17 protein-coding genes and 1 pseudogene are annotated in these 19,898 nt (G+C 60.7%); 15 read left to right on the forward strand and 3 right to left on the reverse strand.

Annotated elements, in window-relative coordinates; translation table 11 throughout:
* The first annotated feature begins 37 nt into the window (after positions 1-37).
* Positions 38-508 (forward strand): GNAT family N-acetyltransferase, encoded by a 471-nt coding sequence (locus K6N12_RS21385; RefSeq protein WP_097627959.1) that lies wholly within the window; start codon positions 38-40, stop codon positions 506-508.
* 15 nt (positions 509-523) lie between these two features.
* On the opposite strand, the gene K6N12_RS21390 is transcribed toward K6N12_RS21385, so the two are convergent.
* Positions 524-1,453: a LysR family transcriptional regulator gene (locus K6N12_RS21390; RefSeq protein ID WP_097627831.1), complete on the reverse strand. Its 930-nt coding sequence runs from the start codon at positions 1,451-1,453 to the stop codon at positions 524-526.
* A 72-nt stretch (positions 1,454-1,525) separates the two neighbouring features.
* On the opposite strand from K6N12_RS21390, the gene K6N12_RS21395 reads away from it, so the two are divergent.
* Entirely contained in the window at positions 1,526-2,443 is a 918-nt protein-coding gene (locus K6N12_RS21395; RefSeq protein ID WP_097627958.1) for a DMT family transporter, read from the forward strand.
* A gap of 41 nt (positions 2,444-2,484) precedes the next feature.
* On the opposite strand, the pseudogene K6N12_RS21400 reads toward K6N12_RS21395, so the two are convergent.
* A pseudogene (locus tag K6N12_RS21400) lies at positions 2,485-3,120 on the reverse strand (hypothetical protein).
* A 160-nt stretch (positions 3,121-3,280) separates the two neighbouring features.
* Here K6N12_RS21400 and K6N12_RS21405 point away from each other — a divergent pair.
* From K6N12_RS21405 to glpK, 13 genes are all read left to right on the forward strand, one after another.
* The gene (locus K6N12_RS21405; protein WP_097627830.1) at positions 3,281-6,808 is read left to right on the forward strand and encodes an AAA family ATPase; all 3,528 of its coding nucleotides are present in this window, start codon (positions 3,281-3,283) and stop codon (positions 6,806-6,808) included.
* Between the two features lie 41 nt (positions 6,809-6,849).
* On the forward strand, positions 6,850-7,110 hold the full coding sequence (locus tag K6N12_RS21410; protein ID WP_003595804.1) for a DUF4242 domain-containing protein: 261 nt from the start codon (positions 6,850-6,852) through the stop codon (positions 7,108-7,110).
* A gap of 428 nt (positions 7,111-7,538) precedes the next feature.
* Positions 7,539-8,003 (forward strand): Hsp20 family protein, encoded by a 465-nt coding sequence (locus tag K6N12_RS21415; RefSeq protein ID WP_097627829.1) that lies wholly within the window; start codon positions 7,539-7,541, stop codon positions 8,001-8,003.
* Between the two features lie 52 nt (positions 8,004-8,055).
* Positions 8,056-8,289 carry a hypothetical protein gene (locus tag K6N12_RS21420; protein ID WP_097627828.1) on the forward strand — a complete coding sequence of 78 codons (234 nt, stop codon included), beginning with the start codon at positions 8,056-8,058 and terminating at the stop codon, positions 8,287-8,289.
* Between the two features lie 411 nt (positions 8,290-8,700).
* Positions 8,701-9,474 (forward strand): DeoR/GlpR family DNA-binding transcription regulator, encoded by a 774-nt coding sequence (locus K6N12_RS21425; RefSeq protein ID WP_097627827.1) that lies wholly within the window; start codon positions 8,701-8,703, stop codon positions 9,472-9,474.
* Between the two features lie 143 nt (positions 9,475-9,617).
* The gene (gene glpD, locus K6N12_RS21430; protein WP_097627826.1) at positions 9,618-11,132 is read left to right on the forward strand and encodes a glycerol-3-phosphate dehydrogenase; all 1,515 of its coding nucleotides are present in this window, start codon (positions 9,618-9,620) and stop codon (positions 11,130-11,132) included.
* Positions 11,133-11,173: 41 nt separating this feature from the next.
* Complete coding sequence (locus K6N12_RS21435) at positions 11,174-12,253, forward strand: ABC transporter ATP-binding protein (RefSeq protein WP_097627825.1); 1,080 nt, start codon at positions 11,174-11,176, stop codon at positions 12,251-12,253.
* 9 nt (positions 12,254-12,262) lie between these two features.
* The gene (locus tag K6N12_RS21440; RefSeq protein ID WP_097627824.1) at positions 12,263-13,333 is read left to right on the forward strand and encodes an ABC transporter ATP-binding protein; all 1,071 of its coding nucleotides are present in this window, start codon (positions 12,263-12,265) and stop codon (positions 13,331-13,333) included.
* A 2-nt stretch (positions 13,334-13,335) separates the two neighbouring features.
* Positions 13,336-14,202 carry a carbohydrate ABC transporter permease gene (locus K6N12_RS21445; RefSeq protein WP_097627823.1) on the forward strand — a complete coding sequence of 289 codons (867 nt, stop codon included), beginning with the start codon at positions 13,336-13,338 and terminating at the stop codon, positions 14,200-14,202.
* 1 nt (position 14,203) lies between these two features.
* Positions 14,204-15,115: a carbohydrate ABC transporter permease gene (locus K6N12_RS21450; protein WP_003595819.1), complete on the forward strand. Its 912-nt coding sequence runs from the start codon at positions 14,204-14,206 to the stop codon at positions 15,113-15,115.
* Positions 15,115-15,411 (forward strand): DUF2160 domain-containing protein, encoded by a 297-nt coding sequence (locus K6N12_RS21455; protein WP_054184982.1) that lies wholly within the window; start codon positions 15,115-15,117, stop codon positions 15,409-15,411. Before K6N12_RS21450 ends, K6N12_RS21455 begins: the two co-directional genes overlap by 1 nt.
* Positions 15,412-15,492: 81 nt before the next feature.
* Positions 15,493-17,217, forward strand: coding sequence for an ABC transporter substrate-binding protein (locus K6N12_RS21460; RefSeq protein WP_097627822.1), 1,725 nt, complete (start codon positions 15,493-15,495; stop codon positions 17,215-17,217).
* Positions 17,218-17,366: 149 nt separating this feature from the next.
* Positions 17,367-18,869: a glycerol kinase GlpK gene (glpK, locus tag K6N12_RS21465; protein WP_097627821.1), complete on the forward strand. Its 1,503-nt coding sequence runs from the start codon at positions 17,367-17,369 to the stop codon at positions 18,867-18,869.
* A 23-nt stretch (positions 18,870-18,892) separates the two neighbouring features.
* On the opposite strand, the gene K6N12_RS21470 is transcribed toward glpK, so the two are convergent.
* Entirely contained in the window at positions 18,893-19,897 is a 1,005-nt protein-coding gene (locus tag K6N12_RS21470; RefSeq protein WP_097627820.1) for an ABC transporter permease, read from the reverse strand.
* Position 19,898 lies beyond the last annotated feature (1 nt).

The raw sequence follows: 19,898 nt of genomic DNA on the forward strand, positions 1-19,898 counted from the left end.
GGCCGATTTCGTGTTCGCAGCCCAGCCGGATTACGACATGATCGATATTCGAATGGCAACGCCCGATGAGGACGAGGTCCTTGTGGGGCACTATCTGAAGATCTGGGACAGCTACGGTACGCCACCGGAACATTACAGGCCCGATGCGGCGGCGCGGATCTTGTCTTTCATCAGAAGCGGCCGCGAGGAGCGGCGTCTGACGTCGTTCCTTGCCATCGTCGACGGTGAAATCGCCGGTTCCGCATCCTGTCAACTGCACCAATCGCCATTTCCGGAGGTCATCCGGGAAGAACAGCGGCTGCACGGCTACATCTGGTCCGTCTATGTTGCCGACGCCTTTCGCCGGCGCGGTATCGCATCGGCGCTGACCAACAAGGCCGCTGAGTATCTGAAATCGATCGGCTGCACTACAGCCGTCATCCATGCCTCGGATGCCGGCGAGCCGGTCTATCGGGCCGCCGGTTTCGAACTGGCCAAGGAAATGCGCCTGCAGTTTCCGGCGGAGTAACGAAGAATTCTCCGCTTAAGTTTTCGCCCGGCCGGGTGCGACAAAAGCGGCGATCGTCGCTTCATCATGGCCGGCCTCGCGCAGGAAGCGGCTGGCGAATTCGATGGCTGGGCTTCTGAGCGCATCGTCCGGTCGGATCAGATGAAAGGCCACATGATAATCGAGCGTCCGCGGCGACACGGCGACGACGCGCCCGGATGCCAGCGCGGCATCCGATAGCGGCGGCCGGGCGAGCGCGATGCCGAGCCCTTGCGCACAGGCATCGATCACCAGATTGTAATCCTCGAAGCGGCGGTCATGGCCGCGTGGCGTATAGTCGACGCCCTCGCGGGCGAGCCAGCGGCGCCAGCCTTCGATATTGGAATCGTGCAGGATTGGCAGCTCCAGCAGCGAAAGAGCGTCGGATCGCTGGCCAAGCCGGTCTGCCAACGCCGGGGCGGCGATCGGAAACGACTTTTCCTGCCACAGCGGCAAGGCGCGCACGCCGGCCCAAGGGCCTTTGCCGCAGCGGATGGCAAGGTCCGTGCCTTCGCCGAAATCCGCCAGCCGGTGTTCCAGCGTCAGTTCGACATGCAGCTCGTTTCCTTCGAGCTTCGGCAGACGTTGAAACAGCCACAACGAGGCGACGGAGGGCGTCACCGAAAGACGCACCACCGCCTTGTTGCGGCGAGGCAGCCAGCGCTCGCCGCTATTGCCGAGCAGCGCAAGCGCTTCCTCCGCCCGCGCGAAAAACCGCATGCCCTCCGGCGTCAGGCGCACACCTCTGGCTTCGCGTGCGAAAAGCCGCACCCCCATCCAGCGCTCGAGGCGCGAGACCTGCCGCGACACCGCGCCATGAGTGATGCCGCTTTCCTCGGCCGCGGCGGAAAACGATCCGAGCCGGGCAGCGCGGGCAAAGGTCTCAAGTGTATCGAGCGGCGGAAGAACCGGGGAGCTGTGAACCATAGACACATTTGATCATCGATTGCGATGCTTTTCAAGCACGCGTCGAAGGGCTACTCACTGTCACAGGAACATATGGAGGCGAAAATGAGCATGGCGGCAAGCGCACCGATTTCGACGAAACAGCAAGGTGGGTTGGATCTGGTGGCCTTTGCCGCGATCGTCGTCACCATCCTCTTCTGGGCGTCTTCCTTCGTGGTGATCCGTATCTGCCTCGGACCGCTGACGCCGATCGAGCTGGCGACGGCGCGTTACGTTGCCGCCGGAGTCATCGCTCTGGTCTATCTCGCCATCTATCGGCCGATGCCGGAAAAACGCGATTTCGTCCGTCTTTCCGTTGCCGCCGTGCTATTCATCGCCGCTTATGCGGTTCTGTTGAACACCGGCGAGCAGACTGTTGCAGCAGGGCCGGCGAGCTTCATCATCAACACCATGCCGGTCTTCACCGCCCTTATCGCCACATTCGCGCTCGGCGAGCGCTTCGGCCGCTGGGGCTGGGCGGGCACCGCCATTTCCTTCGGCGGCGTGGCGCTGATCGCGGTCGCCTCAGACAGCGGCTTCAGGCTCGATCCGAATGCCGTCCTCATCCTTGGCGCAGCGCTCTGCTCGGCGATCGCCAGCGTATTGCAGAAGCCGCTGCTCGGTCGGCTGCCGGCGCTAGCAGTCACCGCCTGGATCCTGCTGATCGGTTCCGTGCCGCTGTTTCCGGCTGTCCCGGCAACGGTCCAGGCGTTGGCCGCCGCCCCGGCGGAGGTGAATTGGGGTGTTGCCTATCTCGTCATCTTCCCGACGGCGATCGGCTACCTCACCTGGGCGATCGCGCTGAAGCGACTTACGGCCGCCCGCGCTTCGAATTTCCTCTATGGCGTCCCGCCCGTCGCAACGCTGATCGGGTTCGTCTGGCTGGGCGAGACGCCGACGGCGCTCGGTGCAGCCGGCGGCGTCATGGCGATCCTCGGTGTGCTCGTCGTCAATGTGATGCGGAAGCGATAGGCGCAATTTGCCCCGGAAGGTGATCGGGGTCTCATCCAGACCTAGCGGAGCAGCCCGTCCCGCCCAAACTCTTTCCAGCCCCGCAGCTTTGCGGACGCTTCGTCGGTGACGTCCTGCGATGCCGCAGTCGCCTTGCTGTCCTCCTTCAGGGAACGCGTCAGCTTCGCCTTGTAGGCAGCATTCCGCCTGTTTTCCATGGCAGCCGCGGCATCCTCTTCGCGCCCCTCTTCGACAGCGCCCCGGTCGAGCAGATCCTCGACCATCTGTGGTTCGAAGACGTGGAAGGTGATCTGCCTGGCGCGGCCCCGAAGCTTCACGGTTCGCGTTCCCCCGCTGGGCAGACGGCCGTCCTCTAGCCAGCGACGTCTCTCGGTCGTTCAGATTGTGAGGATGTCCTCGATTTCGCGCGGGATGACCGGCAGGCTTTCGATGCCTTCGAGCGACTTCGCAATGATCGCCGAGGCATGCCGAAACTCGCTCCTTGCGTTTTCAGGCATTGCCAGCGTCAAAAACCTCCCGCTGATATCCAGCGATTTTCGCATGGACGACGGGAGGCGCGCACGGATTTCCAAGAGGATGCCCTTGGCGCGCACGGAAGACCCTAGAGTGGCCGCGGGCGATAGCGTCGTCCACGTTTCGAGCAGAGAAGGTATGTCATTCTTCTTGTTTTTCGCCATGCGCACACAGATGGGATCAAGGCGCGGCCCCGTCAACGATCACCACAATTGATACAGTGAGTCCTCGCTTCCCGCCAAGACGAACAGTTCCTGCGCCACGGCGTGGCACGACACCGGCGTTCGTGGTATTTTTAAAAACGGTGGAGCAGGATCAACGTCGATGCAGACGATTGAGGATTGGCTAGGTCAACTCGGTCTCGGCAAGTACGCCGACACCTTCATCGAGAATGACGTGGATCTGCGAGCGCTCCCTCATCTTGCCGAATCCGACCTCCAGGAGCTCGGTGTCTCGCTGGGGCATCGGAAGATTATTCTAGCTGCCATAAACCAACTTGCGGATCAACGGTCGGACGAACAGCCTCCTGCGTCGGTCGCTACCGAGGCCGTATCCGAAGCTGCGGCCGACCGGCGACTGCTCAGCGTGCTCTTTTGCGACCTGGTCGGGTCGACAGCGCTGTCAGCAGAGCTCGACCCGGAAGACATGCACGAGTTGACCCGCCGTTATCAGGATAGCGTCGCCGGCGCCGTCACCCGCTTCGGGGGCTACGTCGCGAAATATCTCGGCGATGGCGTGCTAGCCTATTTCGGGTGGCCAATGGCTTACGAGGACCATGCCGAGCGCTCAATCCGGGCCGGCCTCGCGGCGATGGCCGCCGTCGACGCCCTGCAGCCGCCGAACGCAGAGCGATTGAAGGCCCGCATCGGCATCGCATCTGGGCGCGTGGTCGTTGGCAACACTGACGGCAGCGCGAAGGAGCGGGCATCGATCGCAGGAGACACTCCCAACCTGGCAGCACGCCTGCAGGCCGCGGCCGCCCCAGGCCAGATCGTGATCTCCGACAGCACCCGCCGCCTCGCCGGGCAGTCGTTTGAAATCGAGAGCCTCGGCGCGCAGGAGCTCAAAGGCTTCGCCTCTCCCATTGCGCTGTTCGAAGTCCGCGGTCAGCGAGAGGTGGATAGCCGTTTCGAAGCCGCGCATGCCAGCGGGCTTTCGAAATTTGTCGGCCGCGTTAGCGAGATCGGCCTGCTGCTCGAACGGTGGGAGTTGGCGAAGGCCGGGCAAGGCCAGGCGGTCTTCCTGTTGGGGGAGGCTGGCATCGGGAAATCCCGGCTTGTCGAGGCTTTCGAAGAACACCTGCGAGAGACACAGCATGAACTCATCCGATTGCAGTGCTCACCCTATCACGCTACCTCGGCCTTTTACCCGATCGTTGAGCGACTGAGCCGGGTTGCATCGTTTACGCCGGCAGATGACCGGAACACGCGCATCGAAAAGTTTCGCACGCTTGTGCGCCGCTACGGCGAAAATCCTTCCGACGTTGGCGCCATCTATGCCGAGCTGCTTTCGCTCGACGTCGGCGACGAGTTCAAGCCGCCGGATCTCTCCGCCCACCAGCGCAAGGAGCTTCTCGTTCGCACATTGGTGAACCGCTTGCTGCTTGCAGCCAGGATCGCACCAGTGCTCATGGTTTTCGAAGACGCGCACTGGATGGATCCATCCACCAGCGAAGTGCTGAGAGAACTCGTCAGCCGGCTGCACGGCGCCGCCGCCCTCGTCGTTGTGACCCACCGACCGGAATGGAGCGCGAACTGGGCAGGCGGACTGGCGCAGGTGACGACGCTCTCCGTTAGCCGCCTGACCAGGCAGCAGATGCGTGAACTGATCGAATCCATGGTGTCCGACATTCCCGAACAGCTCGCCGAAAAGATTGCGGAGCGGACGGACGGGGTGCCGCTGTTCGTCGAGGAGTTGACCCGCTCGGTCGTGGAGAGCGGAAAGCCGTCGTCGCTCAACGCAGAAATCCCGGACAGTCTGCAGGGCTCCCTGATGACACGTCTCGATCATTTAGCGCCGACGGCCAAGGAGATCGCGCAGATTGCCGCCGTAATAGGCAGGGAATTCGATCGCGGCCTTCTTTCGAAGATCGCAGGCGTCGACGACCGAGCGCTCGAGACAGCACTGAACCAGCTCGAGTCCAGCCAGATCGTCGTCGAAGGCGGCGTCTTGCATGATGCGCTCGTTTTTCGACATGCGCTCATTCAGGATGCGGCTTACCAATCGCTCCTCAACCGGCGCCGGCGGCATTTCCACGAGAGGATCGCAAGGGTTCTCGTCGAACATTATGACGATGTCGCTGCCACGCAGCCCGAACTCATCGCTCAGCACTACGAGAAAGCCCAACGGATTGAGCTCGCGCTTCCCTACTGGATGAAGGCTGGAGAGCGCGCCCTCGCACGATCCGCCAACTACGAGGCGGTCGACAATTTCCAGAACGCCTTGGCAATTGCAGAGCAGTTGCCTGAAGGGCCTGAGCGGCAAAGAGACCTGCTCACCGCGATCCTCAAACTCGGCGACGCCCTGTTCGCTGCGGGTCGCATGACGGATTCGCTGGCGAAATATAGGCTGGCCGCGCCATTGGCCCGCAAAGCGGCCGACACACAAGCCTTTATTCGTGCAGTGATTGGTCTAGACGGTACCAAATTCCTCTCCTCGAATTCGCTTGCCGAAACGATGCCGCTTCTCGAGGAAGCCCTCGAGATGGTTGAACCAGCGGATATGAGTTCACGGTGCCAGATTCTCAGCCGCCTTGCGCGGGCATACACCTATCTCAGCGACGGCCAGAAGGCTGCAAAATGCCATGATGAAGGAATAAAGCTGGCTCGACGCGTTGGAGATAAGACTGCGCTTGTGGAGCTTTCCGCTCTGCCATTCCTGACGCCGGCACCGGTCAGGTCCGCCACGGAAAGAAACGACCGAATCGCTCGTATCGATGAAATAAGGCGCCTCGCGGATGAGATCGATGACGACGATGTGCGGAGCCGAGCGCTTTCCGTTGACGCCTATGTCTCCACGGAACTCGGCGATCGCGCGCGAGCCGATCGGGCTGTTGACGCGCTCGACGAACTTGGTACCGCGCGGCAGCATCTCAACGTCCAGTTCTACGCTCGCACCGCAAAAGCGATGATGGCCATCCTCGATGGAAGGTTCACCGTCGCCGAGGAATTTGCAGAGGAAGCGCTAAAGCTGGGTATGCGGATCCTTGGCGCTGCGCCGGAGGGCGTTTACGGCATGCAGATGTTCGCGATCCGACGGGAGCAAAGCCGCCTCTCGGAGGTTGCACCCGTCATCAAGCTGTTGATTGAGGAAAGCCCGGAGGGAACCACCTGGTTGCCGGGTTTTACGTTGGTTGCCTTTGACCTCGGCTATCGCGATGCGGCCCAGCGGAGGTTGAGCGAGCTTGCCCGCACCGGCTTTGCCCTTCCGCTTGACGGAAAGCGAAGTGCGTCCCTCTCGTTCCTGACGGAAGTCGCCGCCGGTCTCGGCGACGCAGATGCTGCCCAGACCCTCTATAAGCTTATGCTCGACTACAAGGAGATGACCGTCACCATCGGTATGGCGACCGTTTGCTTCGGCGCGGCAAGCCGCTATCTGGGCGTGCTGGCAGCGGCGCTGGGTGAATTCGACAGAGCGTCGGAGCACTTTGAGCACGCACTTGAGATGAACGCGGCGATCGGCTCGCGGCCGTGGCTCGCACACACTCAGGCAGATTATGCGGACTTGCTAATGAAAATAGGTAGCCGGGCCGCGATAAAGAGAGCAATGTTGCTATCCGAGAATGCCCGTTCAACCGCGGCCGACCTGGGAATGGTCCGGCTGCAACAGCGACTGAAGCCAACGATTCATTAGAACCAACAGTTCGTTGCTTTTGGTGGGAAGAAGGTCTCGTCATGCCACGCTACATCATTGAAAGAAACTTCGCGGAACAACTCGATCTGTCGAAAGAGGGGGTAGAGCAAATCAACCTGATCAATGACCAGGAAGGAGTGAAGTGGATCTTTTCCTTCCTCAGCGCCGACAGGAAAAAGACTTACTGCCTCTACGAGGCGCCTAGTACGGAAGCCATTCTCGCTGCGGCCCGGAGGAACAATGTCCCCGCGGATGTGATCATAGAAGTCAGCGAGGAGATCGGTCCCAATATGTTTGCGTAGCGCTCCTCGGCCACGCCCGGAGCAAGGCATTGCCGCGCTTCCAGTTAGAAAATTCACCAAACCGTAAGGGCCGCTTCGGTCGGCCGGCGTTGTTGCGACCGCAGGATCTAGGATCCTGCGAATGCCCAGAAGCCATCTCCTTGGCATGCACGCGCTCGTGTCCTGCCAGGGGTCTGCGACAACTGCCCGAGCTTCCTGGATCATAAAAACCTTCGAGGCGGTGCCCGTGAGATTATTCCACATTTTCAGTCTTCACGAGCTGTCCTGTGGTCCAATATGCGAGGTCCAAATTTTTTCAAAAGGGCATCTTGAAACCGAAAATACCGAAAACCAAATCGATATCGTCGGCAGCCCAGAAGGGGGCCGACAGCCGGGGACGCAGGTTTCCGCCGCGTTCCTTTCCATCTCGCTTCTAGGAGGTTTTGGTCATGAGAACTGAGTTTGACTTCGCACCGCTCTACCGCTCCAGCATCGGCTTCGACCGGGTTTTTTCGCTGCTGAACAATCCGCAGCGCCTGCAGGCCGTCGACGCCTGGCCGCCCTACGACATCCTTAAGGTCGGTGACAATGAGTACCGCATTGTCATGGCAGTCGCGGGCTTCGAGGATGGCGATCTCGATATCACGCAGGAGCGCAACGTGCTTCTCGTCAAGGGCGGCAAGGCCGATGACACCAAAGCTGAATACCTGCACCGCGGTATCGCCACGCGGGGCTTCGAGCGCCGCTTCGAGCTTGCCGACCATGTGAGCGTGGAAAACGCTTCGCTGAAAAACGGTCTTTTGCACATCGATCTGAAACGCGAGATTCCAGAGGCGATGAAGCCACGCAAGATCGCGATTGGCGACGGCGCACAGGTGCCGCTGCAGATCGAAGGTGAGAAGCAGGTCGCGTAAGTGTCGATCGAGGGAGGCGGGCGACGCTTAAGGCGTCGCCTGCTGCAAAACGATGAATACATCCGGTTTCGATAAGCCAGACTACTTCGGAGCTGCCGATCTGCGTATTTGCCAGGGCGTCTTCGACATTGTCACTTCGGAAGCAGGAGTGGAGCCGAGGTCTGAGGAGGGCGAGCGCATCGCGGCCATCGTCGTGCAGCTCTATCGCCAAGGAGTGAAAGAGCCAGACCGCCTGCGGGTTGTGGTCGAATCCGCCCGCGGGATTAATATTGCGAAAGCTGCGTAAGGGGTAGGACGCCGCACGACAGCGGCGTCCTTCATCCCGCCTGGTCATAATCCCGTCGTCATCTTGAGGTGGCGGTTCCAAGCAGCCCGGCTCTCGCGGCTCAAGCCTTCGTTTTTGGTCATGAGGCGGCGGCGACTTTACTTGGACGCTTTCGGAGCGGATGTGCGTCCGGCGGGTCGATCCGTACGTAAATCTCAAAATCGTGAATCAGATCGGCTGAATTACCCTATAGCACGGGTCCGAGGAAGAAGGTTTAAGGTGCAGATGTCGTTTAAAGACGATGTCCATCCGGCAAGAGCTTCGCACCGCAAAAATGGTTATCTTACTCTCAGGTTGAGAGCAGGTGACAGATAGCCATTGCGCAGGCGTTCGCTTTCTTTAAAACGAAAGCTGATCGAAAGGTGCGCGCCCATGTTCTTGACCGACCGGCAAACTGAAATCGTGGCGATAGCGAGGTCGAGCGGTAGGGTTCTGGTCGAAGAGCTCGCTTCCCGCTTTTCCGTAACGCCGCAGACGATCCGCAAGGATCTGAACGATCTCTGCGATGCGCAAGTGCTCACGCGCATCCATGGCGGCGCCACATTCCCGAGCGGAACCGAGAACGTCAAATACGAGGCGCGCCGCCAGATCGCCGCCTCCGAGAAACAGGCGATCGGCATGGCTGCGGTCGAGCTGATTCCGAGCGGGGCCTCGCTTTTCATCAATATCGGGACGACGACCGAAGCGGTGGGCGAGGCGCTCGCCAACCATCACGAGCTGATGGTCATCACAAATAACATCAATGTTGCCAATAGGTTGCGCTTGCTTCCGGCGATCGAGGTGGTGATAGCCGGTGGCGTCGTGCGCGGTTCAGACGGCGGCATCGTCGGCGAAGCGGCTGTCGATTTCATCCGCCAGTTCAAGGTCGATTACGCCGTCATCGGCGCATCGGCGATCGATATGGACGGCGCGCTTCTCGACTATGATTTTCGCGAGGTCAAGGTTGCTCAGGCGATCATTGCCAATGCCCGACACGTCATTCTCGTTGCTGACTCCACCAAGTTCGAACGCACCGCGCCGGTCAGGATCGGCCAGCTTTCCCAGGTTCACACCTTCATCACCGACCACTGTCCGGTGCAGTCCATCCGCAATCTCTGCCTCGAAAACAATGTGAAGCTGATCGAAACGAATGGCAGGTTTCGCTGAGGGCGAGCCAGCGAGGCGTTCCGAAACGAAGATCCGCGAAACATTCGTTTGACATTCGTATTCCTTTCGTTTTAACTGCCCTCACTTTCGCAATCGCGCAATTTTTGTGCGATGCGAAATCCGCAGCGGGCTCGGAGGGGATATTGGGCCGAGAGATCTACGACATATTCGTCATCGGTGGCGGCATCAACGGCTGCGGCATTGCGCGCGATGCCGTCGGGCGCGGTTATTCCGTGGCGCTGGCCGAGATGAACGATTTCGCCTCCGGCACCTCATCCGGCGCTACGAAGCTGATCCATGGCGGGTTGCGGTATCTCGAGCACTACGAATTTCGCCTGGTGCGCGAATCGCTGATGGAGCGCGAAATCCTCTGGGCGATGGCGCCGCACATCATCTGGCCGCTGCGCTTCGTGCTGCCTTACCACAAGGGCGGCATCCGGCCGGCTTGGCTGATCCGGCTCGGCCTCTTCCTCTACGATCATCTCGGCGGCCGCAAGCTGCTGCCGGCGACTGCGGTGCTCGACATGCGCCGCGACCCGGCCGGCAAGCCGCTGAAGGCGCTATTCGCCAAGGCTTTCGAATATTCCGACGGCTGGGTCGATGATGCCCGCATGGTGGTGCTGAACGCCCGCGATGCCGCCGACAAAGGGGCGACCATCATGCCGCGCACCAAGGTGATGTCGGCAAGGCGCGAGAACGGCCTCTGGCACATCGAGACCACCGATACGGTGACCGGCCGCAATGACAGCCACCAGGCCCGCATGCTGGTCAATGCCGCCGGCCCCTGGGTCGATCATGTCATCCGCTCCGCCTTTGGTCAGAACGAAGCTCACCATGTCCGCCTCGTCCAGGGCAGCCATATCGTCGTGAAGAAGAAGTTCGACGACCCTCGCGCCTATTTCTTCCAGAATCCCGACAATCGCATCATCTTCGCCATTCCCTATGAGGGCGAGTTTACCCTGATCGGCACCACCGATCGCGATTACACCGCTGATCCCAGGGATGTCAGGATCTCCGAGGAGGAGACCGTCTATCTCTGCAATGCCGCCTCGGAATATTTCAAGGAGCCGGTCAGGCCGGAGGATATCGTCTGGACCTATTCGGCGGTCCGGCCGCTTTATGACGACGGCGCCTCGAAGGCGCAGGAGGCTACGCGCGACTACGTGCTGAAGCTGGAGGGCGAAGGAAATGCCGCGCCGCTGCTCAACGTGTTCGGCGGCAAGCTCACCACCTATCGCCGGCTTTCCGAACATGCGCTGGAGAAGATCGGCGCTGCGATCGGCGTCAAGGGCGCCCCGTGGACGGCCAAAAGCCATCTGCCCGGCGGTGACTTCCCGGTCCGAGGATACGATGCCGAGGTCGCCGATCTGAAACGGCGCTATCCGTTCCTCGCCGATCGGCATGCCCGCCGGCTGGTGCGCCGCTACGGCACGAGGACAAAGGCACTGCTCGGGGAAGCCCGTAGCCTCGACGATCTCGGACGGCTCTTCGGCGGCGATCTCTACGAGGCCGAGGTCACCTATCTCGTCGAACATGAATGGGCCCGGCACGCCGAAGACGTGCTGTGGAGAAGGACAAAGGATGGTCTGCGCCTTTCGAAGGAGCAGGCTCAGTCACTGGAGGAGTACATGGCTGCCATACCGGCGATGGTCGGATAGGCGGCGTGTGGTCCCCGCTGCGTGGAGGCACGGGAACAGGAATGCTGGAACTGCGGAAGGCCGCAAAGATGGTGGGAGGAGACTATCATATCCACCCGACCGATCTTGTTTTTGAAAGAGGAACGCTGAACGTTCTGCTTGGGCCGACCTTGTCGGGCAAGACCTCGTTGATGCGTCTGATGGCCGGTCTTGATCGACCGACAACCGGTACGATCCATTTTGATGGTGCTGACGTGACAGGTATGCCTGTCCAGAAGCGCAACATCGCTATGGTCTACCAGCAGTTCATCAACTATCCGGCATTGACGGTCTACGAGAATATTGCCTCGCCCCTGCGGATTGCCGGCAAGGACGCCAAGGTCATTGATCTGGAGGTGCGCAAGGCTGCCGAACTTCTGAAACTCGGTCCCTATCTCGATCGCACGCCGCTCAACCTCTCCGGTGGCCAGCAGCAGCGCACCGCGCTTGCCCGTGCACTCGTGAAGAATGCGAGCCTTGTTTTGATGGACGAGCCGCTTGCCAACCTCGACTACAAGCTGCGTGAGGAACTGCGGCAGGAATTGCCGCGGATCTTCGCGCTGTCCGGCGCGATCTTCGTCTATGCCACGACGGAACCCTCCGAAGCCCTGCTGCTCGGCGGCAATACGGCAACGCTTAGCGAGGGCCGGATCACGCAGTTCGGCCCGACGGTCGAGGTCTATCGCCATCCGCTCGATCTGACGACGGCGAAAACCTTTGCCGATCCGCCGCTGAATTTCATTGATCTGGTCAAATCGGAAGGCAATTTCCTGCGCGACGGCGCTCTGATTTTTGCGGTGCCGCCGCATCTTCAGAATGTGCCGGACGGGCCGGCAACCATAGCGTTTCACCCGCATCATCTTGCACCAACAGCTCAGACGGCTGCTTCGGCGCGAATGACGGCGCGAACACAGGTTTCGGAGATCACCGGGTCGGAAAGTTTTGTCCACCTGCAATTTGCCGACACCCGCTGGGTGATGCTTGCGCACGGCATCCACAATATCGAGCCGGACACGGACATCTCCGTTTTCATCGATACACGCCACCTGATGGCTTTCGGCGCGGACGGCCGGGCGATCACCACCGCCAGGCAAGGGGGCTAGGAGAAAATCATGGCACGTATCACCCTCGATCATATTCGCCATGCCTATGGGCCGAACCCGAAGAGCGAGAAGGACTACGCTCTCAAGGAAGTGCATCACGAGTGGAACGACGGCGGCGCCTATGCGCTGCTCGGACCTTCGGGCTGCGGAAAAACCTCGCTGCTCAATATCATTTCCGGCCTCATTCAGCCGTCCGAAGGGCGGATTCTCTTCGACGGGCAGGACGTTACGAACCTGCCGACGCAACAGCGAAATATCGCGCAGGTCTTCCAGTTTCCGGTCATCTACGACACGATGACGGTTTACGACAACCTCGCCTTTCCCCTGCGAAACCGCGGCGTGGCCGAGGCGGATGTCGACCGGCGCGTCCGCGAAATCCTCGAAATGATCGATCTTGCCGGCTGGGCCAAGCGGCGCGCGCGAGGCTTGACGGCGGACCAAAAGCAGAAGATTTCACTCGGCCGCGGCCTCGTTCGCTCGGATGTGAACGCCATTCTCTTTGACGAGCCGCTCACTGTTATCGATCCGCATATGAAATGGGTGCTGCGATCGCAGCTGAAGCGCCTGCATAAGCAGTTCGGTTTTACCATGGTCTATGTCACGCATGACCAGACGGAAGCGCTGACCTTCGCCGACAAAGTCGTGGTGATGTATGACGGCGAGATCGTGCAGATCGGCACTCCGGCCGAACTCTTCGAGCGTCCGAGCCATACCTTCGTCGGCTACTTCATCGGTTCGCCGGGCATGAATTTCATGCCGGCCAAGGTGGAGGGCAGTACGGTTCGGGTCGGCGAGCACGCGCTGACGCTCGACTATGCGCCAAAGACGTCGACAGCGGCCAAGGTAGAGCTTGGAATCCGGCCCGAATTTATCCGGGTCGGCCGCGAGGGTATGCCTGTGACGGTCAGCAAGGTGGAAGATATCGGCCGGCAGAAGATCGTCCGCGCACAGTTTGCCGGCCAGCCGATCGCGATCGTCGTTCCTGAGGACGAGGAAATTCCGGCTGATCCCCGAGTGACCTTCGAGCCATCGGGCATCAGTATCTATGCCGACTCTTGGCGCGCCGGACGGGAGGCTTGATCATGGAAAAAACCTGGAACAACAAAGCCTGGTTTCTGGTTCTGCCAGTCCTCGTGCTGGTGGCTTTCTCGGCTGTCATTCCCTTGATGACGGTTGTGAACTATTCCGTTCAGGACACTTTCGGAAACAACCAGTTCTTCTGGAACGGAACAGACTGGTTTGTCGAAATCCTGCATTCCGACCGTTTCTGGGCCGCCCTGCAGCGAAACCTGATTTTTTCGTTGATCATCCTCGCCCTGGAGATTCCGCTTGGCATCTTCATTGCTCTAAACATGCCGAAATCAGGTATCGGCGTGCCGGTATGCCTGGTTCTGATGGCACTGCCGCTGTTGATCCCGTGGAATGTGGTCGGCACGATCTGGCAGGTGTTCGGCCGCAACGACATTGGTTTGTTCGGCTATTACGTCAACGCCCTCGGCATCGATTACAACTATGTGCAGGATCCGCTCGACGCCTGGGTGACGATCATCATCATGGATGTCTGGCATTGGACGAGCCTCGTCGTCTTGCTCTGCTATGCCGGCCTCGTTTCCATTCCGGATGCTTTCTATCAGGCAGCCAAAATCGACGGTGCGTCCCGTTGGGCGGTGTTCCGCTATATCCAGCTGCCGAAGATGAAGCGCGTTCTTCTGATCGCCGTGCTGCTGCGTTTCATGGATAGTTTCATGATCTACACCGAGCCTTTTGTCGTCACGGGCGGCGGTCCGGGCAACTCGACCACTTTCCTGTCGATCGATCTGGTCAAGACCGCCCTGGGACAGTTTGACCTCGGTCCGGCCGCTGCCATGTCGCTGATCTATTTCCTGATCATCCTGCTGCTTTCGTGGGTGTTCTACACCGTCATGACCAGCCACGACGCGGAGAATTGAAATGAGCGCCTCCAACGAAACGACAGCGAGCCGAAACGTCCCGGGCGTTACCAGTGTCGCGAGCGGTCTCTCCGCCGATGAGGTCAGCCGTCTGATGCGCCGGCGCGGCGAAGAATCGCGCTGGTGGTGGCTGGTTCCGACCATCTATATCATCGTGCTGCTGCTGCCGATCTATTGGCTCGTCAACATGAGCTTCAAGACCAATGCGGAAATCGTCAATTCTCTGACGCTTTATCCTCATAACCCGACGATCGCCAATTACGTGACGATCTTCACGGAAAAGGCGTGGTATTCCGGCTATATCAATTCGATCAGCTATGTCGTCATGAACATGGTGATTTCGGTGGCAGCCGCGCTGCCGGCGGCCTATGCCTTCTCCCGATATCGGTTCCTCGGCGACAAGCACCTGTTCTTCTGGTTGCTGACCAACCGGATGGCGCCGCCGGCAGTCTTTGCCCTGCCGTTCTTCCAGCTTTACTCGGCCTTTGGACTGATCGATACGCATATCGCCGTGGCATTGGCGCATTGCCTCTTCAACGTCCCGCTGGCGGTCTGGATCCTTGAAGGCTTCATGTCCGGCGTGCCGAAGGAAATCGACGAGACGGCCTATATCGATGGCTATTCGTTCCCGCGGTTCTTCCTGAAAATCTTCACGCCGCTGATTGCGAGCGGCATCGGTGTCGCCTGCTTCTTCTGCTTCATGTTCTCTTGGGTCGAGTTGCTGATTGCACGCACGCTGACGACGACCGACGCGAAGCCGATCGCCGCCACCATGACCCGCACCGTCTCTGCATCCGGCATGGATTGGGGCCTGCTCGCCGCCGCGGGTGTTCTGACCTTGATCCCAGGGGCGCTGGTGATCTGGTTTGTGCGCAATTACATCGCCAAGGGCTTCGCCCTGGGGAGGGTTTGATGAGCTTTTCGCTTCCCGATTTTTCATGGATGGCATGGACCTGGCCGACGGCCGCTTTCTTCATCGTCATCGTATTGCTGCTGATCGGCATGGGTGTCTGGGAGTATGCCGTGCCGGGCGGCAATCCGCGGATCGGAATCCTGCGCTTCGAGACGACGCGCGGTGACCGACTTTTCCTTTCGCTGCTCGGCAGCGCCTTTATCCATCTTGCCTGGCTTGGTCTCGCGGGATCAAGCCTCTGGTGGGCTCTCGCTCTCTCCGTGGTCTACGCCATCGGCGTATTCCGTTACGTGTGAGGCAAACTGATGCAGACGGCCGGGGATTTTTCTGGTCGCCTGAGACGTGAAGACTGCAATCGCAAACCCTGGGAGGATATTATGCGAAGGCATTTATTGACGACGACAGCAGCGGTACTGCTGGCCATGACCGGGTCGGCCTATGCCGGCATGGACGAGGCAAAGACTTTCCTGGATAAAGAGGTCGGCGACATGTCGACGCTCTCTCGCGCCGACCAGGAAAAGGAAATGCAGTGGTTCGTCGATGCTGCGAAGCCCTTCGCCGGCATGGAGATCAAGGTCGTTTCGGAAACGTTGACCACCCACCAGTATGAGTCCCAGGTTCTGGCTCCGGCCTTTACTGCGATCACCGGGATCAAGGTCACTCACGACGTCATTCAAGAGGGTGACGTTGTCGAGAAGATCCAGACTCAGATGCAGACCGGTCAGAATCTTTATGACGGCTGGGTCAACGACTCCGACTTGATCGGTACGCATTGGCGCTATCAGCAGGTGCGCAACCTGACCGACTGGATGGCCGGCGAAGGCAAGGACGTTACCAACCCCGGCCTCGATATCGACGACTTCATCGGCACCAAGTTCACGACGGCACCGGACAAGAAGCTCTACCAGCTTCCCGACCAGCAGTTCGCCAACCTCTATTGGTTCCGCTACGACTGGTTCAACGACGAGAAGAACAAGGCCGACTTCAAGGCGAAGTACGGCTACGACCTCGGCGTTCCGGTCAACTGGTCGGCCTATGAGGACATTGCCGAATTCTTTACCGGCCGTGACGAGAACGGCAAGAAGGTCTTCGGCCACATGGACTACGGCAAGAAGGACCCGTCGCTCGGCTGGCGCTTCACCGACGCCTGGCTTTCGATGGCCGGCAACGGCGACAAGGGCCTGCCGAACGGTCTTCCGGTCGACGAATGGGGTATCAAGGTCGACGAGAAGTCGCGTCCCGTCGGCTCGTGCGTCGCTCGCGGCGGTGACACCAACGGCCCGGCTTCCGTCTACTCGATCCAGAAATATCTCGATTGGTTGAAGGGCTATGCACCGCCGGAAGCTCAGGGCATGACCTTCTCGGAATCCGGTCCGGTGCCGGCACAGGGTAACGTCGCGCAGCAGATCTTCTGGTACACGGCCTTTACTGCAGACATGGTCAAGCCTGGCCTGCCTGTCATGAACGAAGACGGTACGCCGAAATGGCGCATGGCACCGAGCCCGCATGGCGTTTACTGGAAAGACGGCATGAAGCTCGGCTATCAGGACGTCGGCTCGTGGACGCTGATGAAATCGACCCCGACGGACCGTGCGAAGGCCGCCTGGCTCTATGCACAGTTCGTGACCTCGAAGACGATTGACGTGAAGAAGAGCCAGCTCGGTCTCACCTTCATTCGCGAATCCACCATTCGCGATAAGAGCTTTACGGAGCGTGCTCCGAAGCTCGGCGGTCTGATCGAGTTCTATCGTTCGCCTGCGCGTGTTCAGTGGTCGCCAACCGGCACCAACGTTCCCGATTATCCGAAGCTGGCTCAGCTTTGGTGGCAGGCAATCGGCGATGCGTCTTCCGGTGCGAAGACACCGCAGGAAGCCATGGATTCTCTTTGCGGCGAGCAGGAGAAGGTCATGGGCCGTATCGAGAAATCGGGCGTCCAGGGCGATATCGGCCCGAAACTGGCCGAAGAGCATGATCTCGCTTATTGGAACGCGGATGCGGTGAAGAAGGGCAACCTTGCGCCGCAGCTGAAGATCGAGAACGAGAAGGAAAAGCCGGTCACCGTCAACTACGACGAACTCGTCAAGAGCTGGCAGTCGAAGTAAGGCGGACCTCGGCCGGAGGCAACGAGGCTTCCGGCCGTCACTTCCTGCCACCGGCCACGGCCGGTGGCACCCACAATCTTTCTCTCATGAAATCTCCGCATCCGCCCTCCTTGCCGGGCGGAGCGGTTTCGTGCGAGCCGGAGACGGATATGAGCGGCTATATTCTTTCAATTGACCAGGGCACGACGTCGTCGCGCGCGATCATCTTCGATGGCGGCATGAAAATGGCCGCCTCGGCCCAGGCGGAGATCACCCAATATTACCCGCAGCCCGGTTGGGTGGAGCATGACGCCACTGAGATCTGGCAGTCCGTCGTCGATACGGTGCGCAAGGCGATTGCCGATGCCGGCACGAATGCCGCTGCCATTGCCGCGATCGGCATCACCAACCAGCGCGAGACGGCGGTCGTCTGGGACCGACGGTCGGGCGCGCCGCTTCACCGGGCGATCGTCTGGCAGGACAGGCGCACGGCCGAAATGTGCGAGAGCCTGAAGGCCGACGGATATGAGAAGCTGTTCAGCGCCAAGACCGGCCTGCTGCTCGACCCCTATTTCTCCGGAACCAAACTGCGCTGGCTGCTCGACAATGTCGACGGCCTGCGGGAGAAGGCGGAGGCGGGCGAGGTCTGCTTCGGCACGATCGACAGCTGGCTGATCTACAATCTGACTGATGGTCGTGTGCACGCCACCGATGCGACCAACGCGTCGCGAACCCTCCTTTACAATATCGACGACGGCGTTTGGGACGAGGAGCTGCTTGGCATTCTCGGCATCCCGGCCGTGATGCTTCCCGAAGTCCGGGAATGCGCCGATAATTTCGGCCGTGTCGACAAGGCGCTGTTCGGCGCGGAGCTTCCGATCCTCGGCGTCGCCGGCGACCAGCAGGCGGCGGCCGTGGGCAATGCCTGCTTCGAGCCCGGCATGATGAAATCCACCTATGGCACCGGCTGCTTTGCCCTGCTGAACACCGGCAGGGATCGTGTTTCCTCATCCAACCGGATGCTGACGACGATTGCCTACCGGCTCGACGGCGAGACGACCTATGCACTCGAAGGCTCGATCTTCATCGCCGGCGCCGCCGTGCAATGGCTGCGCGACGGGCTCGGCATCATCGGCCAGGCGTCGGAGGCGGGCGTGCTTGCGGCCAAAGCCGATCCGGGGCAGCAGGTCTATATCGTCCCCGCCTTTACCGGCCTCGGCGCGCCCTACTGGGATCCGGGAGCGCGCGGCGCGATCTTCGGTCTGACGCGAAATAGCGGACCGGCGGAATTTGCCCGCGCCGTGCTCGAATCTGTCGCCTACCAGACACTCGACCTGCTGGTGGCGATGAAGAAGGACTGGGGCGTCAACCAGCTGGAAACCGTGCTGCGCGTCGATGGCGGCATGGCGGCTTCGGATTGGACGATGCAGTGCCTGGCTGACATGACCGGAAATCCCGTCGACCGCTCGGCGATCCGCGAGACGACAGCGCTGGGTGCCGCCTGGCTTGCCGGCTCGAAAGCCGGCATCTGGCCCGGCAGACGGGATTTTGCGCAGGCCTGGGCCTGCGACCGCCGCTTCAGCCCCGCGATGGAAGAGGGCGAACGGCAGGCCAAGATCATCGGCTGGAAGAATGCCGTCTCCCGGATGATTTCGGACGCCTCGGCGGGCTGACACCTGTCCCGTATGGCTTTCTCTTATACGCTGCCGGCGGCTTTCCTGTTGATGAAGCTGAGAGCCAGCACCGCGAAGATCAGCGTTCCCGTGCCGACCTGCTGCCAGTAAAAATTCAGATCGGTCAGCAGCAGCCCGTTGGCGACGATCCCGAGCAGCAGCGCACCGAGAACGGTGCCGGCGACATTCGGCCGTCCGAGCGGGCTGAGCGTCGTGCCGATGAATGTCGCGCCGATGGCGTTCAGCAGGAAGGCATTGCCCGAGGAGGGGATGTAGGTGGTGACGGTCGCGGTCAGGATCAGGCCGGCGATCGCCGCGATCAGCCCGACCAGGATGAAGGTCACCGCGACATGGGCCGGTGCTGCGATGCCGGAATAACGCACGACGCCCGGCTGGATGCCGATCGACAGAATGACGCGGCCAAACCGTGTACGGGCAAAAACGACCGCGACGGCCGCGATGACGACAATGGCAATGGCAAGCGGCGTGGGAAAGCCGCCGATCGCACCGTGGCCGAGGAAGCGGAAGGCTTCCGGCACGCCGTTCGGCGGCAGATAGACCGGATTGCCGCCATTGGTCAGCAATTGCTGGACGCTGCGGCCGATGAACAATGTGCCGAGCGTTGCCAGGAACGGCGACACGCCGATCCCGGAGATCAGAAATGCGTTGAAGGCGCCGACGAACGCTCCGGCCGCCAGCCCCGCGATCGCGGCGATCGCCACCGGCTGTCCGGCAAGCACGAGTGAGACGAAGGCGAAGCTCGCAAAATCCATCGCCGTGCCCACCGAAAGATCGATGCCGCCCGACGCGACCGCGAAGGTCATGGCAATCGAGACGATGACAAGCAGCGTAAAGTTATTGACCAGGATGCTTTGCAGGTTCGCAAGCGTCAGGAATGTCGGCGTTGCCGCGGAAAAGGCGGCAAAGACCGCAATCAGCGCGAGGATCAGCCCATAGCGCAACAGGCCGCCGGTGATAAGGCGCCGCAGGCCTGTCGTTGTGGCGGGGGTAGGGGTCTGGAGCGACATG

Origin of the sequence: Rhizobium redzepovicii (assembly GCF_019793435.1) — a bacterium.
Lineage (GTDB): Bacteria > Pseudomonadota > Alphaproteobacteria > Rhizobiales > Rhizobiaceae > Rhizobium > Rhizobium redzepovicii.